Annotated in this window: 17 protein-coding genes and 1 pseudogene; 2 read left to right on the top strand and 16 right to left on the bottom strand. The window is 39.7% G+C overall.

Annotated features, from left to right (window positions below; translation table 11 throughout):
• Window positions 1-145: 145 nt before the first annotated feature.
• Together QM843_RS09550 and QM843_RS09555 are read right to left on the bottom strand one after the other, a co-directional pair.
• Window positions 146-2,104, bottom strand: coding sequence for a peptide ABC transporter substrate-binding protein (locus QM843_RS09550; protein ID WP_314501133.1), 1,959 nt, complete (start codon window positions 2,102-2,104; stop codon window positions 146-148).
• Between the two features lie 201 nt (window positions 2,105-2,305).
• Window positions 2,306-3,931, bottom strand: a complete 1,626-nt coding sequence (locus QM843_RS09555) for a putative polysaccharide biosynthesis protein (protein ID WP_237447440.1) — start codon at window positions 3,929-3,931, stop codon at window positions 2,306-2,308.
• Between the two features lie 105 nt (window positions 3,932-4,036).
• Between QM843_RS09555 and QM843_RS09560 the strand changes: the two genes are divergently transcribed.
• Window positions 4,037-5,482: a UDP-N-acetylmuramoyl-L-alanyl-D-glutamate--L-lysine ligase gene (locus QM843_RS09560; RefSeq protein WP_314501135.1), complete on the top strand. Its 1,446-nt coding sequence runs from the start codon at window positions 4,037-4,039 to the stop codon at window positions 5,480-5,482.
• 47 nt (window positions 5,483-5,529) lie between these two features.
• On the opposite strand, the gene QM843_RS09565 is transcribed toward QM843_RS09560, so the two are convergent.
• The 14 genes from QM843_RS09565 to QM843_RS09630 form a co-directional block, all read right to left on the bottom strand.
• Window positions 5,530-5,721 carry a CsbD family protein gene (locus QM843_RS09565; RefSeq protein WP_000051182.1) on the bottom strand — a complete coding sequence of 64 codons (192 nt, stop codon included), beginning with the start codon at window positions 5,719-5,721 and terminating at the stop codon, window positions 5,530-5,532.
• A 101-nt stretch (window positions 5,722-5,822) separates the two neighbouring features.
• The gene (locus QM843_RS09570; RefSeq protein ID WP_237447442.1) at window positions 5,823-6,473 is read right to left on the bottom strand and encodes a DUF1803 domain-containing protein; all 651 of its coding nucleotides are present in this window, start codon (window positions 6,471-6,473) and stop codon (window positions 5,823-5,825) included.
• Window positions 6,457-6,969 (bottom strand): YiiX/YebB-like N1pC/P60 family cysteine hydrolase, encoded by a 513-nt coding sequence (locus QM843_RS09575; protein WP_237447443.1) that lies wholly within the window; start codon window positions 6,967-6,969, stop codon window positions 6,457-6,459. Before QM843_RS09575 ends, QM843_RS09570 begins: the two co-directional genes overlap by 17 nt.
• 86 nt (window positions 6,970-7,055) lie before the next feature.
• Window positions 7,056-7,991, bottom strand: coding sequence for a manganese-dependent inorganic pyrophosphatase (locus QM843_RS09580; RefSeq protein WP_060627801.1), 936 nt, complete (start codon window positions 7,989-7,991; stop codon window positions 7,056-7,058).
• An 82-nt stretch (window positions 7,992-8,073) separates the two neighbouring features.
• Entirely contained in the window at window positions 8,074-8,361 is a 288-nt protein-coding gene (locus tag QM843_RS09585; RefSeq protein WP_125452915.1) for a GIY-YIG nuclease family protein, read from the bottom strand.
• Entirely contained in the window at window positions 8,351-9,100 is a 750-nt protein-coding gene (locus QM843_RS09590; protein WP_049525038.1) for a tRNA1(Val) (adenine(37)-N6)-methyltransferase, read from the bottom strand. The genes QM843_RS09585 and QM843_RS09590 overlap by 11 nt, the downstream gene beginning before the upstream one ends.
• A 52-nt stretch (window positions 9,101-9,152) precedes the next feature.
• Window positions 9,153-9,515 carry a S1 RNA-binding domain-containing protein gene (locus QM843_RS09595; RefSeq protein ID WP_000689605.1) on the bottom strand — a complete coding sequence of 121 codons (363 nt, stop codon included), beginning with the start codon at window positions 9,513-9,515 and terminating at the stop codon, window positions 9,153-9,155.
• 1 nt (window position 9,516) lies between these two features.
• Window positions 9,517-10,917 carry a bifunctional Cof-type HAD-IIB family hydrolase/peptidylprolyl isomerase gene (locus QM843_RS09600; protein ID WP_049516423.1) on the bottom strand — a complete coding sequence of 467 codons (1,401 nt, stop codon included), beginning with the start codon at window positions 10,915-10,917 and terminating at the stop codon, window positions 9,517-9,519.
• A 79-nt stretch (window positions 10,918-10,996) separates the two neighbouring features.
• A complete protein-coding gene (locus QM843_RS09605; protein WP_049516421.1) occupies window positions 10,997-11,500 on the bottom strand; it encodes a GNAT family N-acetyltransferase in 504 nt (167 codons plus the stop codon).
• 251 nt (window positions 11,501-11,751) lie between these two features.
• Window positions 11,752-11,991 (bottom strand): 30S ribosomal protein S18, encoded by a 240-nt coding sequence (gene rpsR, locus QM843_RS09610; RefSeq protein ID WP_000068664.1) that lies wholly within the window; start codon window positions 11,989-11,991, stop codon window positions 11,752-11,754.
• 31 nt (window positions 11,992-12,022) lie between these two features.
• A complete protein-coding gene (ssbA, locus tag QM843_RS09615) occupies window positions 12,023-12,493 on the bottom strand; it encodes a single-stranded DNA-binding protein SsbA (protein ID WP_000609606.1) in 471 nt (156 codons plus the stop codon).
• 11 nt (window positions 12,494-12,504) lie between these two features.
• Window positions 12,505-12,795, bottom strand: coding sequence for a 30S ribosomal protein S6 (rpsF, locus tag QM843_RS09620; protein WP_001151780.1), 291 nt, complete (start codon window positions 12,793-12,795; stop codon window positions 12,505-12,507).
• Between the two features lie 162 nt (window positions 12,796-12,957).
• Window positions 12,958-19,509: a mucin-binding protein gene (locus QM843_RS09625; protein WP_414304836.1), complete on the bottom strand. Its 6,552-nt coding sequence runs from the start codon at window positions 19,507-19,509 to the stop codon at window positions 12,958-12,960.
• A gap of 402 nt (window positions 19,510-19,911) precedes the next feature.
• Window positions 19,912-20,010, bottom strand: a complete 99-nt coding sequence (locus QM843_RS09630) for an LPXTG cell wall anchor domain-containing protein (RefSeq protein ID WP_414304837.1) — start codon at window positions 20,008-20,010, stop codon at window positions 19,912-19,914.
• Between the two features lie 29 nt (window positions 20,011-20,039).
• On the opposite strand from QM843_RS09630, the pseudogene QM843_RS09635 reads away from it, so the two are divergent.
• Window positions 20,040-20,110, top strand: a pseudogene (locus QM843_RS09635) (transposase); the annotation flags it as partial.

Genomic DNA, 20,110 nt, shown 5'->3' on the forward strand with positions numbered 1-20,110 from the left:
CATATGAATCTTTCTAATGAGTTGTTTCGTCGCTTTTCATTATAGGTCATATGGGACTTTTTTTCTACACAAAAATAGGCTCCATAATATTTATAGGAGATTTACCCACTACAAATATTATAGAGCCCGTTTTCTTTAAAAATCCTTATTTGACATGTTTTGCCAATTCTTCTTGAGCTTTTTTATTGGATTCTTCTTTTTCTTTCAGCCATTTTTCTTTAGCTTTTTCATATTCATCTTTTGTGACTGTCTTATCTTGTAATTTGAGGTATTTATATGATTCAACCCCTTTATTACCAGCCAATGAATATGGTGTTGAGAAAGGAACAATTTTTCTCAATGTTGGTGTTCCGCCTAGTGAAACATTTGGAATTGCTAGAGAGCTATCTACTAACCAAGCTTGAGCATCAGCATATTTCTCATAACGTTTAGCTGGATCTTGCTCCTTATTGGCTTCTTCCAACATTTGAGTGTAGACATCCAATCCAACAGCCTTGGCCTTGTCATTGGCTTCACCTGGCTCTAAACCTAGATTTTGCATCAAACCACCAGAATTAACATTAAAGACATCAAGATAGGTTGAAGGGTCTTGATAGTCTGCACTCCAACCACCGTTGTAAAGATCATAATCTTTCTGAGCAGCAGTTTGAGCCAGATAGCTTGTATTATCAAAGTCCTCAGTAGAGAGTTGGTGAACATCAATCACAACATTATCTGAACCCAAGACAGATTCAATTGATTGTTTCATGGAATTAATTCCTTGAATCTCTGCCTTATTCGTCAAATCTACTGCTTTATCTAAGTGGATAGGGAATTGGACTCCTTTGGCTTGAAGTTCTTTCTTAGCTTCTGCAAATTTAGCCTTGGCTTTTTCAGGATTATAGTATGGATCCTGGGCATCCGCAAAGTTGATTCCTTGCCATTCCTTACCATAATTGACCATCTTAGAGGCTACTACTTCACCAAAGTCTTTTCCATTGATACTTACGAAGTTTGGAGGAACAACCAAGTTACGCAAAATCTTAGTTGCACCATCTTCTCCCTGAGATTGAGCCCCGTAGGCTGTACGGTCATAGGCAAAATTAATGGCTTGACGGAAGTTTTTGTTAAGAACCGCTTCTTGAGTCGATTTCTTCTCAGCATCACTTGTCTTGGAAGTGAATTTATAAGATTTTCTATCCAGATTAAAGTTTAAGAAATAAGAAGTAGCATCTTGCATGCTATAGATGATATTGTCCTTATTCTTTTCTTTAATTCCTTCAAAACTTGAACTATTTGGATAAAGACGAGCGTAGCTATAAGCCCCCTCGACAAAGTTACGAGCCAGTGCATCCTGGTCACTACCATCATAATAGGCCAACTTCACATCATCTACAAAGACATTTTTAGCATCCCAGTAGTTAGGATTTTTCTTGAATTCGATGACAGATTTTGAAACAAAGGATTTCATCAAGAAAGGTCCATTGTACAAAATGCTAGATGGGTCTACCTTCCCAAAATCATCCCCTTTTGATTTCAAGAAATCAGCGTTAACTGGGAAGAGAATGGTTGAAGTTGTTTTAGAATTCCAATAAGATTCTGGTCGTGTCAAGGTATATTGAACAGTTTGGTCATCAAGAGCCTTGACTCCAACAGTTGAAAAGTCGCTTGTTTTACCGTTAATATAGTCATCCAAACCTGCAACGGATTCTTGCACCAAGTACAAGGCTTCGGATTTTTTATCAGCTGCATATTTCAAACCTGTCACAAAGTCTTGAGCAGTTACAGGAGCATATTCTTCCCCATCTGCAGTGTACCATTTCGCATCTTTACGCAGTTTGTAAGTATAGGTCAAACCGTCTTGAGAAACACTCCAATCCTCTGCCAAAGATGGAACATAATTTCCATATTGGTCATTTTCCATGAGCCCATCTACCAGATTGGTCACTATATCATTGGTTGTTGCACGGTTTTCCGCTAGATAGTTCAAACTTGATGGGTCACTTACGTAAACATAGTTATATGTTTTTGACCCTGTGCTGGAATTTCCACACGCGCTTAACAAAATACCCGCACTTAACACGACACCTGCAAGCGTTGCATACTTGGCTTTAGACTTTTTCATCTCCATAACCTCCTGATTTAAATATTTGTCTTATTATACAACTTGAGTTTTATTTAGTCAATAGCTTTTTAAGTAAAATTTAAGAAAAATAAAATTTCTATCTACAAACTATAGAAATTATTCTACAAAATAATAAAAAGAGAATAATTCAAGCATTTCATGATAGAAATGTTCAAATTATCCCTTTTATTTATAAAAAAATTATTGAGAAATTCTTAATTTTGCTCGTAGACGATTTGCTTGGGCTTTTCCAATCACCTTGTCCAATAGACGGGTACGGAGACTCAAGAATCCGTAAACTCCTCCCCCCATGGCACCGACAAGGGCTACATATAGGAAACTCCACAAACGTCCACTTGGTTGGAAGACAAATCCTAAAATCCACTGGAATGTCCCAACTACTAGAAACATGAAAATAGTTAACAAACTGATTAAAATGGTTCGTTTCAAAATCACTTTGCGCTTAACACCAGTTACCTTGCAAATGTCCCGATACATCAAAAAATTAGGAATGATGAGCCCAATTGTTGTAGAAATCAAAGGCCCGTAACTGTGAAAGAGAGCAATGGTTGGCAGTTGCAAGACCAGCTTGGCAATGGAACCATAGATAAAATAGAGAACGGCCTTGCGGTTGCGGAACATAGCTTGAAGCATTGGAGACAAGACCATGTACAAGCCTAAAATAGTAGACTGCAAAACTGCAAAGACAAACAAGCCCATAGCCAAACTATCTGGCTTGCCATAGAAGACTGTATAGAGAGGTTCTCCTACCATGACTACTCCAACCGTTGCTGGTAGCAAGAATAGGAAAAGCATAGTGATGCTATCCTGAACTAGACGAGAAGCCGCCTTCAAGTCTCCCTTGACATAGTTTTCAGTCAAAAGTGGCAAACCTACACTCCCAATCGAAACCCCAACAGAAATCAAAATCATAGTGATTTTATTAGGATTGGCAGAGAAATAAGAAAACATGACAACCAAGTCTTCATTACTATAGTTGGTAAACCAGCTCATACTATTGATAAAAGTCATCTGGTCCAAAATCTGGAAAAGCTGGATAGCAGACCCTGTCAGGATAAAAGGAATGGCTTCCTTAATGGTGTCGACCAAAAGACGCTTGCTGTTTATCTTATCTCCTGTTTCAAGGACTCTTTTAAGTAATCCTTCTTTGGCAAGGAAATAGATCAAAACTGCAAAACTGGCTACCATGCCGACAAAGGCAGCAAATGTGGATTGGGTAACGGCTGCTAGATAATCTCCTGAGCCCATTTTCATAATCATAAAGGTAGCTAAAAGCATCCAGATAACACGAATGACCTGCTCAGCGATTTGGCTCATAGCATAAGGTTTCAGGTTATTCATCCCTTGGAAGAAACCTCGAATCACACTCATAGATGGGAAAATCAATACTGCCCAAGCCAAGCTCTGCATGATTGGGATCAGGTCTTTCCCTACACCCGACAAATCTGCTAGCCAAGGAGCAAAGACATACAAGACTAAAGCAAAGATCAGACCTAGTCCCGTCATAAAGCCTAAAAAGCTCCGAATCAGTGCAAAGCTGTGCTCTTCTTCTCGCATGGTATTGTACTTAGCCACTTGCTTGGCCACCGCAACTGGAATCCCCGCTGTTGAAACCAGCAAGAACCAGGCATAGATATTGTAACCCATGGTAAAGAGACCATTGGCCGTAGCTGCATAAGACCCCATCCAGATATACCAGGGGATAATATAAATAGCCCCAAGCAGGCGACTGATAAAGTTACTAGCCGTTAACCAAGCAGTCCCCCGTAACATCTGGGCCTGCTGGTGATTGTTTTCGTTAGACATAGATTCCTCATTTTATTTTAATCACTAGGAAAAATTCCTCACCTTCCATTATAAACTTTTCCTTGTCACTTGTAAATTTACGACTTTCGGTTTACAATAGAAAGTATGATTAAGATTGAAACCGTATTAGATATATTAAAGAAAGATGGTCTCTTCCGTGAGATTATCGACCAAGGACACTATCACTACAACTACAGCCATGTCGTCTTTGACACCATCTGCTATGACAGCCGCAAGGCCAAAGAGAAGAGCCTCTTTTTCGTCAAGGGCGCTGCCTTTAAGAAAGAATTTCTTCTTTCAGCCATCTCTCAAGGCCTCGGTTGGTATGTGGCTGAAAAGGACTATGAGGTTGGTATTCCTGCCATTATCGTCAGTGATATAAAGAAAGCCATGAGTTTGATTGCTATGGAATTTTATGACAATCCACAGAAAAAACTTAAACTCCTGGCCTTTACTGGTACTAAGGGTAAGACAACAGCAGCCTACTTCGCCTATAACATTTTATCTCAAGGGCACCGACCTGCAATGTTGTCGACCATGAACACAACTCTAGATGGCAAGACTTTCTTTAAGTCAGCATTGACAACTCCTGAGAGCATTGACCTCTTTGACATGATGAATCAAGCTGTGCAAAATGACCGCACCCACCTCATCATGGAGGTATCTAGTCAAGCCTATCTGGTCAAACGTGTCTATGGTCTCACCTTTGATGTAGGGGTTTTCCTCAATATCAGTCCAGACCATATCGGCCCGATTGAACACCCTAGCTTTGAAGACTACTTCTACCACAAGCGTCTCTTGATGGAAAATAGCCGAGCAGTCATCATTAACAGTGACATGGACCACTTCTCAGTCTTGAAAGAACAGGTAGAAAATCAAGACCATGATTTCTATGGTAGTCAGTCAAGTAACCAAATAGAGAATTCCAAAGCCTTTAACTTTTCAGCAAGAGGGAAACTCGCTGGTGATTATGATATTCAACTGATTGGCCACTTCAACCAAGAAAATGCAGTCGCTGCTGGACTTGCCTGTCTCCGTCTGGGAGCAAGTCTTGAGGACATCAAAAAAGGAATCGCTGCAACCCGCGTTCCTGGTCGTATGGAAGTCCTCACCCAGAAAAACGGAGCCAAGGTCTTCATCGACTATGCCCACAATGGTGACAGTCTCAAAAAACTAATCAATGTTGTAGAAACTCATCAAACTGGAAAGATTGCTCTGGTTCTCGGTTCGACAGGAAATAAGGGAGAAAGTCGTCGTAAGGACTTTGGCCTCCTCCTCAATCAACACCCTGAGATTCAAGTCTTTTTGACTGCTGATGACCCTAACTATGAAGACCCAATGGCCATTGCAGATGAAATTAGTAGCTACATCAATCATCCTGTTGAAAAAATTGCGGATCGCCAAGAAGCCATCAAGGCAGCGATGGCTATCACAAATCACGAATTAGATGCAGTTATTATTGCTGGTAAGGGAGCCGATTGCTACCAAATCGTCCAAGGCAAGAAAGAAGTCTATCCAGGAGATGCAGCCGTCGCAGAAAATTATTTATAAGATAGTAAAAAAATCAAGGGAAATGAAACCCTTGATTTTTTCTATTTTTATTTAAAAGCGTTTTTCAAACCTTCAACGGCACCTTCTACAGCACCTTTAGCATCTTCAACTACTTCTTTTGCCTTAGCAACTGTCTTTTCTACAGCACCTTCTGCTTCAGTCTTACCATCCCCAGTAACTTTACCAAATCCTTCTTTGATAGCGCCTGTTGCTTGTTCCAATTTGTTTTCAAGTGACATATGATTGTCTCCTTTAATTTTATTCCGATATGTGTTACCGGTTACATATAGTTTATACCGAATACTAAGGAAAGTCAAACAATGTGCTCAGAAACAAGAAATCAGACCAAGTAGAAAGTTAATCTCTCCTTATCCAAATCGATAGCCAACTCATACTTCCCCTCTTCATTTTGGACAATATAACCTAGGACGACCAAACTATCCACAAAGATATCACGGCGTTTCTGTATAAGCTGGTCTTTTCTGAGAAATTTCAACAAAAAAGTCGTCATATATTTGAGAGCATACTCAGGATTAACATCTCTCAAAATGTCATAGAGTTCCTGCTGTTTTTCTGTCAAAGGATACTGATGTTTGACCTTGTAGAAATAATTAGACAGGGTCATTTTTGATCTCGCAAAGTCTGTCTTTTCAACTAAAATAGCTGCATTGGTTTGATTTCGTAATTCCGTCTCAAAACGCTGCTCTAACAAGTCTTGATAGGCCGGACTATCTTCGCTGACAAAAATCTCTTGATCCAGTTCGAGACTATCGAGTGATTCAAGCATAGGAAGATTAAGGTAATAACGCTTATTTTCTCGTAGAATCAAACCTGCCTTTATATACTCTTCCATGAGTTTATCGACTGCAACATCTGGAAATTGAGCCTTAATTTCTCGCAAAATCACATCCTCATGCTGGTCTAGATAGCGGATCAATTCTCTAAAAAATGGCTGTCTCGTCAAACGAGATGGATTAAAAATCTGAATCATGAAGATTCCTTTCTTTACATTCTAACAGAGGCGATGCTGCCAACTGACTAGGATTGGTCCCAGCTTGGTTCAAAGGAACAGGCAGACCTAGTTCTCTGTAATACTCTCTCCAAAAATCACTAATCTCCTGCTCCCCATCTCCAAATTTCATGGGAATCGTTTCAAAAATGGGGAGAATTTCTGCTATATACTGGGAACAGTAAAAACCAGCTCCATCTGGATAGAAAGAAGCATTGTAGGGTGCCCCTAGATGTTTGCAAGCTTTTTCCTTCACAGACTGGATATCCATTTCTGGGTAGACATAGAGGTCGTACAAGTGATTGGACTCAAAGAAGTCTGCCGGTTCTTGACAGACAACACCAGCCTGTCCACTAGCGTGGTAAATCATCCCATCCAAATAAATGGCAACATGGTTATAGTTGCCTGTGGAAGTCTGGATGGCCTGTCCCATATCTGACTCATCTCTCACAAAAATCAAATCGCCATTTTCTAACATGCTTCACTCCTAGAAAAAAAGGAGCCGAAACTCCTTTCGATATAAGACAAACTAGCCTTTCCTAATTTGAATTGACACTCAAAATCTTAAGCATTAAAGCTTTCAGTCAATTGAGGTACCACTTGTTTCTTACGTGAAACGGCACCAGCAAGGAAGGCGTGGTTGTCTACAAGTTTAAAGTTGAAAGCTACTTCAACCTTGTCCATGTTAGCACCAAGTGCTAGGATTTCTGAGTTTGAGTTGACGATATCTGTAATCATCAAGACAAAGTCAGAGTAGCCGTTTGCTTCGTTGGCAGCTTGCATTGCAGCTTCAATTTCTGCTTGGCGTTCCAATACTTCAGCGATGTCAACTGTGTTTACTTGAGCAACACGGACATTGTTTCCGTTGAGTTCAAAAGTTTTAGCATCGATGTCAATCAATTCTTCAGCAGATTTGCTAGCCAAGTTGGTACCAGCTTTCAACATAGCTAAACCATATTCTTCCAAGTTCACACCAGCCAATTCAGCCAATTCCGGAGCAATGACTTTATCTGTTGGGTGTGTTGTTGGTGATTTCAAAAGAAGGGTATCTGAAATCAAACCTGAAAGCATCAAACCAGCAATCTCTTTAGGCACAGCTACACCATGTTCTTTGAACATACGGTAAACGATTGAAGACGCTGAACCAACTGGCTCCAAACGCATGTAAAGTGGGCTTGCAGTCTCAAAGTTAGCCACACGGTGGTGATCTACAACACCATAAACTTCTACTTCAGCGATATCTGATACAGATTGTTGGAATTCATTGTGGTCAGTCAGGATAACTTGCTCTGCACCTTCTGCTTTGGCAGAAGTGATAACACGCGGTGCTTCTACACCAAAATAGTTCAAGACAAAGGCTGTTTCTTCATTTGGAGTTCCAAGGGCAACAGCTTCCGTATCCAAACCGTAAGCTTCTTTTGCAAGGTAGGCAAAGGCTACAGATGACCCGATGGCATCTGAGTCTGGATTTTGGTGACCAAATACTAGAATCTTAGACATGATAATACCTCATTTTGTTTATTCTCTTTATTGTAGCATTTTTTTCGCTTTTTGACAAAAGTAAGAGGAGTCAAAGGACTCCTTACGATTCTTCAAAATAACTGAGTAAATTTTTATCTTGATTTTCAGATAAAAATCTTTCCTTCTGTGGCCTCTTCTTACGCTTGAGAAGGGCTTCAGCCGACATGGCTTCTTCCTTACTGGCAAAACCTTGAGCATAGATAAGTTTGACTGGCAAGCGTGCTCGTGTGTATTTGGCTCCCTTCCCACTGTTGTGGACAGCCAGGCGTCTTCTCACATCAGTTGTATAACCCGTATAGTAGGATCCGTCACGACACTCCAGCACGTACATATAAGCCTTATGATCCATAATAAATCTCTTCAAGTTCAGGCGTATAAGAGCCATCATCATTGTGGACAATGAGAGGTGGCAAGACCTTAAAGCCACTTGTCGAGCCATCCTTGATAGCCTCAATCAAAAGCATATTGGCTTCTTTTTCCCTCTTTGGATAAACAAACTGCAGGCGCTTAGGCGCTAGATTGTGCCGTTGCAACATGTCCAGGATATCCAAGAGGCGATCAGGACGATGAACCATGGCCAAACGCCCATTAGACTTGAGAATACTCTGGGCACTACGACAGATTTCCTGCAAATTGGTCGTGATTTCATGTCGCGCCAAGAGATAATGTTCACTCTCGTTCAGATTGGAATGAGGATCTACCTTGAAATAGGGCGGATTACACAAAATCATATCCACCTTACTTCCCTGTATACGAGAAGGCATATTTTTCAAATCATCACAGATGACCTCCATCTGCTCTTCCAAACCATTCAAACGGACAGAGCGTTCAGCCATATCCGCCAAACGCTCCTGAATCTCAACAGCCAAAATCTGTGCCTGAGTCCGAGTGCTAGCAAATAGCCCCACTGCTCCATTTCCAGCGCAAAAATCCACTATCAAGCCCTTTTTAGGAAAACGTGGAAAACGTGACAAGAGAACACTATCCACCGAATAGCTAAAAACCTCTCTATTTTGAATGATTTTAATATCTGTCGAAAAGAGCTGGTTAATACGCTCTCCTGATTTTAATAATTGTTCTTCTTCCATGGTCCTATTATAGCAAATTTATATTAACATTACAAAAGATAGAAATTTCTAACTAGTGTTTCTGATTCTTCAAATGTTGAAGGGCTTCCTTGGTCCAAATTGGCATCATTCGTTTGAGAGGAGCAAAGCCATAGTTAAAACGATCGCTTGAAAAGCGTCTCCGTCTTGGAAACTGATGCTTTTCTTCCTCCAAAGTGCGGATAGAAAGACTAGCTTTCCCTGTAAATTCATCTAAATCCACTACTTGAACTTGAACCTCTTCATCAACTTTCAAGGCTTCTTGGATATTTTCAATAAATCCTGTCCGAATCTCTGAAATGTGAATCAGTCCCGTATCACCCGTCTCTAGCTCAACAAAGGCACCGTAGGGCTGAATCCCTGTAATACGGCCCTTTAGCTTATCACCGATTTTCATCTTAGTCCTCGATTTCAATTGTTTCAATCACGACATCTTCAACTGGCTTGTCCATGGCCCCTGTCTCAACAGCAGCAATGCCATCCAAGACAGCGTAAGAAGCTTCATCAGCTAGCTGACCAAATACAGTGTGACGTCGGTCTAGGTGAGGGGTTCCACCTTGGTTGGCATAGATTTCTGCGATCGGTTCTGGCCAACCACCACGAGCAATTTCTTTCTTAGAATAAGGCAAATGTTGATTTTGCACGATAAAGAACTGGCTGCCGTTGGTATTTGGACCAGCATTGGCCATAGAAAGGGCACCACGGATATTGTAAAGTTCTTCAGAGAATTCATCCTCAAATGATTCGCCGTAGATTGACTCGCCACCCATACCAGTTCCAGTTGGGTCTCCACCTTGAATCATAAAGTCCTTGATAATACGGTGGAAAATGACACCATCATAGTAGCCATCTTTTGAAAGAGCTACAAAGTTAGCCACTGTTTTAGGAGCATGTTCAGGGAAGAGCTTGATACGCAAGTCTCCGTGATTGGTCTTAATAGTCGCAAGAGGACCTTCTACTGTTTCAATATCTACTTGTGGGAAATGCAATTCTTTTTCTACCATACCAAATCCTTCTAAGGCATCAAAAATGCCATCTTCTTCTAATGTTTTTGTAATAAAATCTGCTTTTTCTTTGATATTTTCATGAGAAATTCCCATTGCAACGCTGATTCCAGCATAATCAAAGAGTTCCAAGTCGTTGAGGCCATCTCCAAAAACCATGACGTTCTCTGGTTTCAAGCCAAGGTGTTCCACAACCTTTTCCACCCCCGTCGCTTTGGAACCTGAAATTGGCACAATATCAGACGAATGCTCATGCCAACGAACCATGCGAAGTTTGTCTGAGAGACTATCAGGCAAGTGCAAGTCATCTCCCTTATCCTCAAAAGTCCACATCTGATAGATATCTTCTTTTTCATGGAAATCAGGATCTACATCCAAATCAGGGTAAATTGGATTGATAGCCTCACTAATCATATCGGTGCGAGTCGATAACTTAGCATCATGACTCCCAACCAAACCATACTCAATTCCTTCTTCCTTAGCCCAAGAGATATACTCTTCAACATCTGACTTCTCAATCTGATGTTGATAAATAACCCGACCTTTTTTATCTTCAATGTAGGCCCCATTTAAGGTCACAAAAAAGTCAGGATTGAGCTCACGAATCTCTGGAACGACACCAAAAATCCCTCGTCCAGAAGCAATACCTGTCAAAATTCCTTTCTCACGTAATTGCTTAAAAACAGTTGGGATTGAAGCTGGAATAAAACCCGTCTTGGAATTTCTCAATGTATCATCAATATCAAAAAAGACAATCTTGATTTTCTTTGCCTTGTATCTTAATTTGGCATCCATCTCACTACCTCTTTCAATCTAACTCTTTCCATTATACCATAAAGTAGCTAAATCCCCTATTTTCAAAAAGTTTCCAGTTTTATTGTAAGTCCTTGGATAAGTATAAAACTAAATCATCATTATTTTGGCTAGTTGCATTCATTTCCAAGGGTTTATTTCTATACCACACACCTGTCCCATCTGGAATATAACCTCGTTTGATATACAATCTCTGGGCAGGGCCATAGCCTAAGTGCAAACCTACACCAAGAGTGACCTTACTCGAAACAAACTGGACTCGTTTTTCTGCTTCTTCTAGCAGTTGATTCCCAATCCCTTGATTTCGAAAAGGCTCAAACACATTAAAATCTGATAATTCTGGATAGACTTCTGCAAAAGGACCATGTTTAGCAGAGGGCAAAATGGTAACGTAGCCCGCTACAGCACCATCAATCTCTACAACTAAGACTTCTCTCTCCCCACTTTCCTGTTCCAGAAAATATCTATCCAAAATTTCTTCTCTAGCAGGCCAACCTTGATTCATAAATCCATGAGATAAGGATTCAATATCAGACTTAATCATATTTCTAATCGTGCAATTCATCTTTGACTTACCCACCTTTACTCTTTCTATTACCATTATAGCACGCCAAGGTCAGAAAAAAACTATCTCGTGAAAAAAGACCCGTCGGGGTCTTAATTCGCTTTCTTGTTTTCAAGCTCATGAAAAAGAGGTCCACCCGGACCCCAACTCGCTCTCTCATTTCAAGGCTCGTGAAAAAAAGACCCAACCGGGTCTTAATTCACTTTCTTGTTTTCAAGCTCATGAAAAAGAGGTCCACTGGACCTCTTTTTTTAATCTTCGTTTACGAAAGGCATCAAAGCCATTACGCGAGCGCGTTTGATAGCTGTTGTTACTTTACGTTGGTTTTTAGCTGAAGTTCCTGTTACACGACGAGGAAGGATTTTCCCACGTTCTGAAACGAAACGGCTAAGAAGCTCAGTATCTTTGTAATCAACATATTCAATTTTGTTTGCTGCGATGTAATCAACTTTTTTACGGCGTTTGAATCCGCCACGACGTTGTTGAGCCATGTGTTTTCTCCTTTATAATTTTAGTTGTCCATTAGAATGGTAAATCATCATCTGAAATATCCAACGGATTTGTTGCTCCAAATGGATTTTCATCACGTGAAAAGTCTGGTACTGAATTTGTAGGTGCTGAATAGTTTGCAGTTGGTGCAGAGTAAGCTCCACCTGTATGACCCTCACGCACACTACGGCTTTCCAACATTTGGAAATTCTCAGCCACGACCTCTGTCACGTAGACACGTTGTCCTTGCTGGTTATCGTAACTACGAGTCTGAATACGACCTGTCACCCCGATAAGTGAGCCTTTTTTAGCCCAGTTAGCAAGATTTTCAGCCTGTTGGCGCCACATAACGACATTGATAAAATCAGCCTCACGTTCGCCATTTTGACTCTTAAATGTACGGTTTACTGCAAGAGTAAAAGTCGCAACTGCTACATTTGATGGGGTATAACGCAACTCAGCGTCACGTGTCATACGCCCTACAAGTACAACATTGTTAATCATAGTTTACCTTCTTAAGCGTCAGTTTTGACGATCATGTGACGAAGAATGTCAGCGTTGATTTTTGAAAGACGGTCAAACTCTTTAAGAGCTACGTCGTCGTTTGCTTCAACGTTAACGATGTGGTAAAGTCCTTCACGGAAATCTTTGATTTCGTATGCAAGACGGCGTTTTTCCCAAGATTTTGATTCAACAACAGTTGCACCGTTGTCAGTCAAAATAGAGTCAAAACGTGCTACCAAAGCGTTTTTAGCTTCTTCTTCAATGTTTGGACGAATGATATAAAGAATTTCGTATTTAGCCATTGATATGTTCCTCCTTTTGGTCTAATGACCCCAAGACTTTGCAAGGGGTAAGTGAGGTTCGCTCACAATAAACTATTATACTAGAAAACATTTTTTTACGCAAGTAAAAACACCGAAATAAAAAAGAAGATGACGAATCATCTTCTCAAAAACTATAAGTTTTTAGTCTTCTTTTTTCTTGCGAGCAAGAAGTCCAAATCCACCTAGGGCTCCAAGAAGTCCAAGCGCTGCAAGACTAGCGTTAGCTTCTGTACCTGTGTTAGGTAATTCTTTTTGACCATCAACATATTTAGGTGTTGCTGGTTGAGTAGCTGAATCAGTTGCTACTGATGTTTCAGCTGGTGCTGGAACTGCAGGTTGGTTTGGATTTGTTGGTTGTTCCGGTTGCATTGGAGCTACTGGTTGTTCAGGAGTCTCTGGTGTTGATGGAACTGGTGCTGGTTCCGGCTTAGGCTCTGGTTTAGGAGTTGGAGCTGGAGTTGGTCCTGGGTAAGGAGTTGGGTTTGGCTTAGGACTGTTTGGAATATAATTAATTGGTGTATCCTCACTTGGGTTAGTTGGTACATTTGGTACTTCGTAACCTTTAGTTGGATCGTTTGGATCCACTGGTTTCAACGGATTACCGTCCTTGTCCTTAGGTGTGTAACCTGGGACGTATGGAAGAACTGGTTTGTCGTTACCTGGTTTTGTTGGATCCGTTGGATCATTTGGATACTTGATTGGGTTAGTTGGTTGACCTGGAATGTTTGGAATCCATGAACCAAGTGGTTTGTAAACATAAGTTACTGTTGTACCGTTTTCTCCAATCTTACCTTTAGCTTCACCTTCTACACGTTCCAATACGTATCCAGTAATAACTTTTCCACTTGTAGCGTACTCATCACCTACTTTACCTTCTGTAGTTTCTGAAGGTAGAAGCTCTTTACCGTTTTCATCTACATATTTAACTACTAGGTTAGCTTTGTTCGCTACGTAGTTAATTGGTGTATCCTCACCTGGGTTAGTTGGGACACTTGGTACTTCATATCCTTTAGTTGGATCGTTTGGATCCACTGGTTTCAACGGATTACCATCTTTATCCTTAGGTGTGTAGCCTGGGACGTATGGTACTACTTCTGTTGGTTGGCCTGGTTTTGTTGGATCCGTTGGATCATTTGGATACTTGATTGGATTTGTTGGTTGTCCTGGGATGTTTGGAATCCATGAACCAAGTGGTTTGTAAACATAAGTTACTGTTGTACCGTTTTCTCCAATCTTACCTTTCGCTTCTCCATCTACACGTTCCAATACGTATCCAGTAATAACTTTTCCACTTGTAGCGTACTCATCACCTACTTTACCTTCTGTAGTTTCTGAAGGTAGAAGGTCTTTGCCTTTTTCATCTACATATTTAACTACTAGGTTCGCTTTGTTCGCTACGTAGTTGATTGGTGTATCTTCACCTGGATTAGTTGGAACATTTGGTACTTCGTATCCTTTTGATGGATCTTTTGGATCTACTGGTTTAAGTGGTTGTCCGTTTCCATCAACAGGTGTGTGACCTGGTACGTATGGAAGAACTGGTTTATCACTTCCTGGTTTTGTTGGATCTGCTGGATCATTTGGATACTTGATTGGGTTAGTTGGTTGTCCTGGAATGTTTGGAATCCATGAACCAAGTGGTTTGTAGGTTACTACTTCTTTAGTATCTTTTGAATCCGCAGTTACTTTTGTAGTTGGTACTGTTACTTTATCAGCTAAGTATCCTTTAACTACTGGTGATTTAACTTCTGCTAAGTCTTGTGCTGGTGTCCAGTCTCCATAAGTCACTTCACCTGTTACCAAGTTAACCTTAGCTTCACGAGTGAACTTAGCCTCTTGAGTAACAACTTTTGGAGTTCCGTCTTCATTTAACACTGGAGTTCCATCCTCGTACACATATGTGATTGTACGTATGACTGTTTTGTTTAGATCTTTTTCTTCCAAGCCAGCTGGGTATTTAGGTCCGTCTGGGTTGTTTGGATCAACAGGTGCTCCTGGTGTTTTTGGTTGATCTGGGGTAACTGGTACAACACGTTCTTTAAGTGTTACTTTGAACTCTTGATCAGTATCTTTATCTTTATCGAACTTACCACCTTCTGGGTATGTATTAGATACTAATTCATATCCTTTGTTTTCAAGTTCTTTGATTTTCGCTTTTACGTCAGCTTCTTTTGTAAGTGGTGTATCTGAGTCACCTTCTTCAGTAATAGCATCAACACCTGGAATTGGATTTCCTTTCTCATCTACGAAAGTTGTTTTCGCTTTTTGCGTATCCTTCACGTAGTTGATTGGTGTATCCTCACCTGGGTTAGTTGGAACATTTGGTACTTCATAACCTTTAGTTGGATCGTTTGGATCTACTGGTTTCAACGGATTACCATCTTTGTCCTTAGGAGTCATACCTGGTACGTATGGAAGAACTGGTTTGTCGTTGCCTGGTGTTGTTGGATCTGTTGGATCATTTGGATACTTGATTGGGTTTGTTGGTTGACCTGGGATATTTGGTACCCATGAACCAAGTGGTTTGTAGGTTACTACCTCTGTAGTATCTTTTGAATCCGCAGTTACATTTACAACTGGTACACTTGCTTTATCAGCTAAGTATCCTGGTACTACTGGCGATTTCACTTCAGGCAAGTCTTGAGCTGGTGTCCAATCTCCATAAGTCACTTCACCTGTTACCAAGTTGACCTTAGCTTCACGAGTGAATTTAGCCTCTTGGGTAACAACTTTTGGAGTGCCGTCTTCATTTAATACTGGAGTTCCATCTTCGTATAAGTATGTGATTGTACGTGTAACAGTTTTATTTAGATCTTTTTCTTCCAAGCCAGCTGGGTATTTAGGTCCGTCTGGGTTGTTTGGATCAACAGGTGTCCCTGGTGTTTTTGGTTGATCTGGTGTAACTGGTACAACACGTTCTTTAAGCGTTACTTTAAACTCTTGATCAGTGTCTTTATCTTTATCGAACTTACCGCCTTCTGGGTATGTATTAGAAACTAATTCATATCCTTTGTTTTCAAGTTCTTTGATTTTAGCTTTTACTTCAGCCTCTTTTGTAAGTGGTGTGTCTGAATCACCTTCTTCAGTAATAGCGTCAACACCTGGAATTGGATTTCCTTTTTCATCTACGAAAGTTGTTTTTGCTTTTTGCGTATCTTTTACGTAGTTGATTGGTGTATCTTGACTTGGATCTGTTGGAAGATTTGGTACTTCATATCCTTCTTTTGGATCGTTTGGATCAACTGGTTTCAACGGATTACCATCTTTGTCCTTAGGAGTCATACCTGGTACGTATGGAAGAACTGGTTTATCAGTTCCTGGTGTTGTTGGATCTGTTGGATCGTTTGGATACTTGATTGGATCTGTTGGTTGACCTGGAATGTTTGGTACCCATGAACCTAGTGGTTTGTAGGTTACTACTTCCTTGATATCTTCTGAATCACCGGTTACGTTTACAACTGCTACACTTGCTTTATCAGCTAAGTATCCGTCTACCTTTGGTGATTTCACTTCAGGCAAGTCTTTAGCTTCTGACCAATCTCCGTAAGTCACTTCACCTGAAACTAAGTTTACTTTTGCTTCACGTGTGAATTTTGCTTCTTGTGTTACTGTTTTTGGAGTGCCATCTTCGCTTAATACTGGAGTGCCATCTTCGTATACGTATGTGATTGTACGTGTTACTGTTTTGTTTAGATCTTTTTCTTCCAAGCCAGCTGGGTATTTAGGTCCGTCTGGGTTGTTTGGATCAACAGGAGTTCCTGGTGTTTTTGGTTGATCTGGTGTCACTGGTACCACGCGTTCTTTAAGAGTTACTTTGAACTCTTGATCTACGCCAGCTTCTTTATCGAACTTACCACCTTCTGGGTATGTATTAGAAACTAATTCATATCCTTTGTTTTCAAGTTCTTTGATCTTCGCTTTTACGTCAGCTTCTTTTGTTAATGGAGCTTCAGATCCACCTTGTTCAGTGATTTCATCTACTCCTGGGATTGGATTTCCTTTTTCATCTACGAATGTTGTTTTCGCTTTTTGGATAGCTGTATATGTAACAACGTATTCATAATCTTCATCTGTTGCAGTTGTTGGCTGTACCGGAACTTTTTCTACACTTGCGATGTAACCTTCTTTTTGAGGTACTGTTACTTCTGGAAGGTTTGTATCACCGTTTCCAACCCAATTAATATAGATAGGTTTTCTATTGGCATCTACCTGCGCTTCATTTTTATCATTTACTTGGATAGTACCTGTATAGCTTACAGTTTGTTTTGTTGGTTCAAATACTTCTTGTCCTGCAAGATCCTTAACATCGTCTGCGTAAACATACTTAATCGTACGGTTTACTTCTTCTACTTTTGTTTTCTTAACATAGTAGTAAACAACATTATTTACAAAAGCATTAGGGTTTACTCCATTCGCTTGAAGTTCCTCTGAACTATAGATAGCGCTAGCACGTTTTGGACCAATATTAACAGTTCCTGTTGTTCCTTTTGACGGAACATCAACACGAATATACTCAACACCTTTGATAGTTTTAGTTAAATCAGGAACTTGGTTTGAAACATCATATTTTTTACCTAAAATGTTCTTAGTTTCATAGCTACCATCTTCATTAGGTTTAGCATAACCATCGTAACTTGTTGGTTCATATGCAAACTCTTCACCTGTTTCAATATTTACTAAAGTAATAGTAACAGCACCTGTTTCAAACTGACTGTTACCTCCTGCTCCAACTTCAACTTTCCAACCGTTTGCAACTTTGGTAGTTACATTTTCTTCTCCTCCATTAAGAGGTGTTCCACCTGATACAGTAAGAGTAGCTGCAGTTTTATCAGTATCCCCGACAACACTTCCATCTTTCAAACGTCCAGCTTCATCGTATATGAATTTAGAGTACTCATCTGAGAATGTACGGTTTGTTATAGCTTTTTCAACCCCAAGTTTATCTAAGCCTATTGAAACTATTGAATCTTCTTGAATCGCACCATCTATTACTTCTATCTCTAACTCTGTTGGTGATTTAATTGTTGCTTTTAATGTAAAGTTTGTATCACGACCGTCATTAAGAATCCAAACGTTGTTTGCATTAGCTTGAACATTATTCCAACGACCTGCAGGACGGTAACTTATACTATCAGCCTTATTAGTATTTGTGACAGTGTTTTTTGAACCATCAATTGCTTTAAAATACGTAAAATCATCATTTGGTAATGTAATCGTAAATTTAGAACCTTTTCCGTAACGTACATCACTATCAGTATTAATAACTACTGCATCACTCTTTCTAACGCGTTCACTTCCTTTATATCCTAAAATGTTATCTCCCATAATAGTAGCAGAAGTATTTTGTTTTTGTGCCGCTGACTTAGATGCTTTATGAGTATATTTATGTTCTAGAATCGGTTGACCATTTACACTAATTGCCGCTGTATATTCTGTATCTTTGGAAATATTAGGCGCATAATAATCAATCGCAGTTAAGTTTTCCGCATAAAAAGTTGTTACAGCATAATTTTTTGCCTTATCATTCCATCTAATTGTATAAGTAGTAGTCCCAACTTCATTCGGGATAGCTGGTTGTTCAGCTAGACGCTCTTCATAAGTCTTACCATCTTTCTTACGTTGAGACCAGAATGGACTTTCTCCCCCTCTACTTCCTACAGAGTTAGTAGTTTCTTTAGATGAAACTTCACCAATTACAGTTCCATCTGCTGCAGTAATTTTTGTACCAGGTTTAAAACTATCCCCAAACCCTGTTAAGTTTTTCATTTCAATTGTAGTAGTATCACCATTTTGAGCCTGAGATGTATCAAATACTACATCAATCCCCCATGCTTTAGGTGCAGTATTATCTGCGTTCATCGTCACATAGGCATTATTAACTGTTACAATTGCATTACCATTTCTAATAACACCTTTACCTGTAATGGTTTGATCTTTAGCATCTGTAGCTCCAAGCACAGCTTCTACTTTACCTGCATGACCTGCACGTTTCATTTCAGCGTAGACTGCTTCAATAGCAGATGAGATGCGATTTACTTGGGATGTTAGTTGTTCTTCCGTAGAATCGTTAGAATAGAGCAAACCTTTTGCCGCTACCGCTTCAAGCTTGACTGCAGCAATTGCAGCTGATAATTTTTGTTTAGCTTCAACATCTTTAGCTTCCTTATCTGAGAAGTTTGAAGCAACTGTTGCCATTACTTCTGCTTCTGAAGTCAATTGAGTAAGAACTGTCTTAACATCATCTTGTGCTTTTTCTGTTTCAACTTTTTCTGATGTTTCTTTGTCAGTTTTTTCTTTAGTTGCTTCTTTTTTGTCAGCTTGTTCTTTATCCGATTTTTCTTTACTTGCTTCTTTATCAGATTTATCAGAGACTTCTTTTTCTACTACAGGTGTTGCTTCAGTTTTAACGTCTTCTTTAGGTTCAGCTTTTTCATCTGCTTTTACAGCATCAATCTTTAATTCTGGAAGTTCTTCAACAACAGGTGTTGTTAGAGCAGAGTCTGCATCCTTCTTATTTGTAGCTGCAAGATCAGAAGTAGCCGGATTTACTGGTAGAGTCTCATCAGCTTGTACTCCATTAGCACCTAAAACAAGTGCCGTTCCCAAAAGGACACTAGCAGCGCCAAAGCTATACTTACGAATAGAAAAGCGCTGGGCTCTTCTACCATGGTATTTTTCCATTCTTGAATACATGTTTTCTCCTTCTTATCTCAATCTAAAAGTTTTATGATTACATATAAATATATGTTGGTTTTTATAAAAACAACTCTACTATTTTATCATAAATAAAATTAACTTGTCCATAAATATGTCTCGTTTATACTCGATTCATTTATATTATTTTTGTGTCCTAGGTACAAAAAAATAATATTATCAAACTCTTCCTAAACATACTCAGATATATATTGCATAAAAATACAATATAGAGAACGATAAACTATCATCTCAAAAATAAATTTATACTATTTCTGAGATGTACTATTTGTAGCGGGTAAATCCCCTATAGATATAGCCGCTTTTCTTCAATCCACTATACAGTTGACAAAAAGCCAAAAAAAGAAGATGACGAATCATCTTCTTAAAAACTATGAGTTTTTAGTCTTCTTTTTTCTTGCGAGAAAGAAGTCCAAATCCACTAAGGGCTCCAAGAAGTCCAAGTGCTGCTAGGTGTACTGCACCCCAAAAGTTAGACAGAAAAAATCTAACTTTTGGGGTGTTTTATTATGAAATTGAGTTATGATGATAAAGTTCAGATCTATGAACTTAGAAAACAAGGATATAGCTTAGAGAAGCT

Source organism: Streptococcus mitis (genome assembly GCF_047463435.1).
In the GTDB taxonomy this organism is placed as follows: domain Bacteria; phylum Bacillota; class Bacilli; order Lactobacillales; family Streptococcaceae; genus Streptococcus; species Streptococcus mitis_DS.

Excerpts from the sequence above, each read along its gene's own strand:
- QM843_RS09550 (WP_314501133.1), bottom strand. The coding sequence starts at position 2,104 with ATGAAAAAGTCTAAAGCCAAGTATGCAACGCTTGCAGGTGTCGTGTTA.
- QM843_RS09555 (WP_237447440.1), bottom strand. The coding sequence starts at position 3,931 with ATGTCTAACGAAAACAATCACCAGCAGGCCCAGATGTTACGGGGGACT.
- QM843_RS09560 (WP_314501135.1), top strand. The coding sequence starts at position 4,037 with ATGATTAAGATTGAAACCGTATTAGATATATTAAAGAAAGATGGTCTC.
- QM843_RS09565 (WP_000051182.1), bottom strand. The coding sequence starts at position 5,721 with ATGTCACTTGAAAACAAATTGGAACAAGCAACAGGCGCTATCAAAGAA.
- QM843_RS09570 (WP_237447442.1), bottom strand. The coding sequence starts at position 6,473 with ATGATTCAGATTTTTAATCCATCTCGTTTGACGAGACAGCCATTTTTT.
- QM843_RS09575 (WP_237447443.1), bottom strand. The coding sequence starts at position 6,969 with ATGTTAGAAAATGGCGATTTGATTTTTGTGAGAGATGAGTCAGATATG.
- QM843_RS09580 (WP_060627801.1), bottom strand. The coding sequence starts at position 7,991 with ATGTCTAAGATTCTAGTATTTGGTCACCAAAATCCAGACTCAGATGCC.
- QM843_RS09585 (WP_125452915.1), bottom strand. The coding sequence starts at position 8,361 with ATGGATCATAAGGCTTATATGTACGTGCTGGAGTGTCGTGACGGATCC.
- QM843_RS09590 (WP_049525038.1), bottom strand. The coding sequence starts at position 9,100 with ATGGAAGAAGAACAATTATTAAAATCAGGAGAGCGTATTAACCAGCTC.
- QM843_RS09595 (WP_000689605.1), bottom strand. The coding sequence starts at position 9,515 with ATGAAAATCGGTGATAAGCTAAAGGGCCGTATTACAGGGATTCAGCCC.
- QM843_RS09600 (WP_049516423.1), bottom strand. The coding sequence starts at position 10,917 with ATGGATGCCAAATTAAGATACAAGGCAAAGAAAATCAAGATTGTCTTT.
- QM843_RS09605 (WP_049516421.1), bottom strand. The coding sequence starts at position 11,500 with ATGAATTGCACGATTAGAAATATGATTAAGTCTGATATTGAATCCTTA.
- rpsR (WP_000068664.1), bottom strand. The coding sequence starts at position 11,991 with ATGGCTCAACAACGTCGTGGCGGATTCAAACGCCGTAAAAAAGTTGAT.
- ssbA (WP_000609606.1), bottom strand. The coding sequence starts at position 12,493 with ATGATTAACAATGTTGTACTTGTAGGGCGTATGACACGTGACGCTGAG.
- rpsF (WP_001151780.1), bottom strand. The coding sequence starts at position 12,795 with ATGGCTAAATACGAAATTCTTTATATCATTCGTCCAAACATTGAAGAA.
- QM843_RS09625 (WP_414304836.1), bottom strand. The coding sequence starts at position 19,509 with ATGTATTCAAGAATGGAAAAATACCATGGTAGAAGAGCCCAGCGCTTT.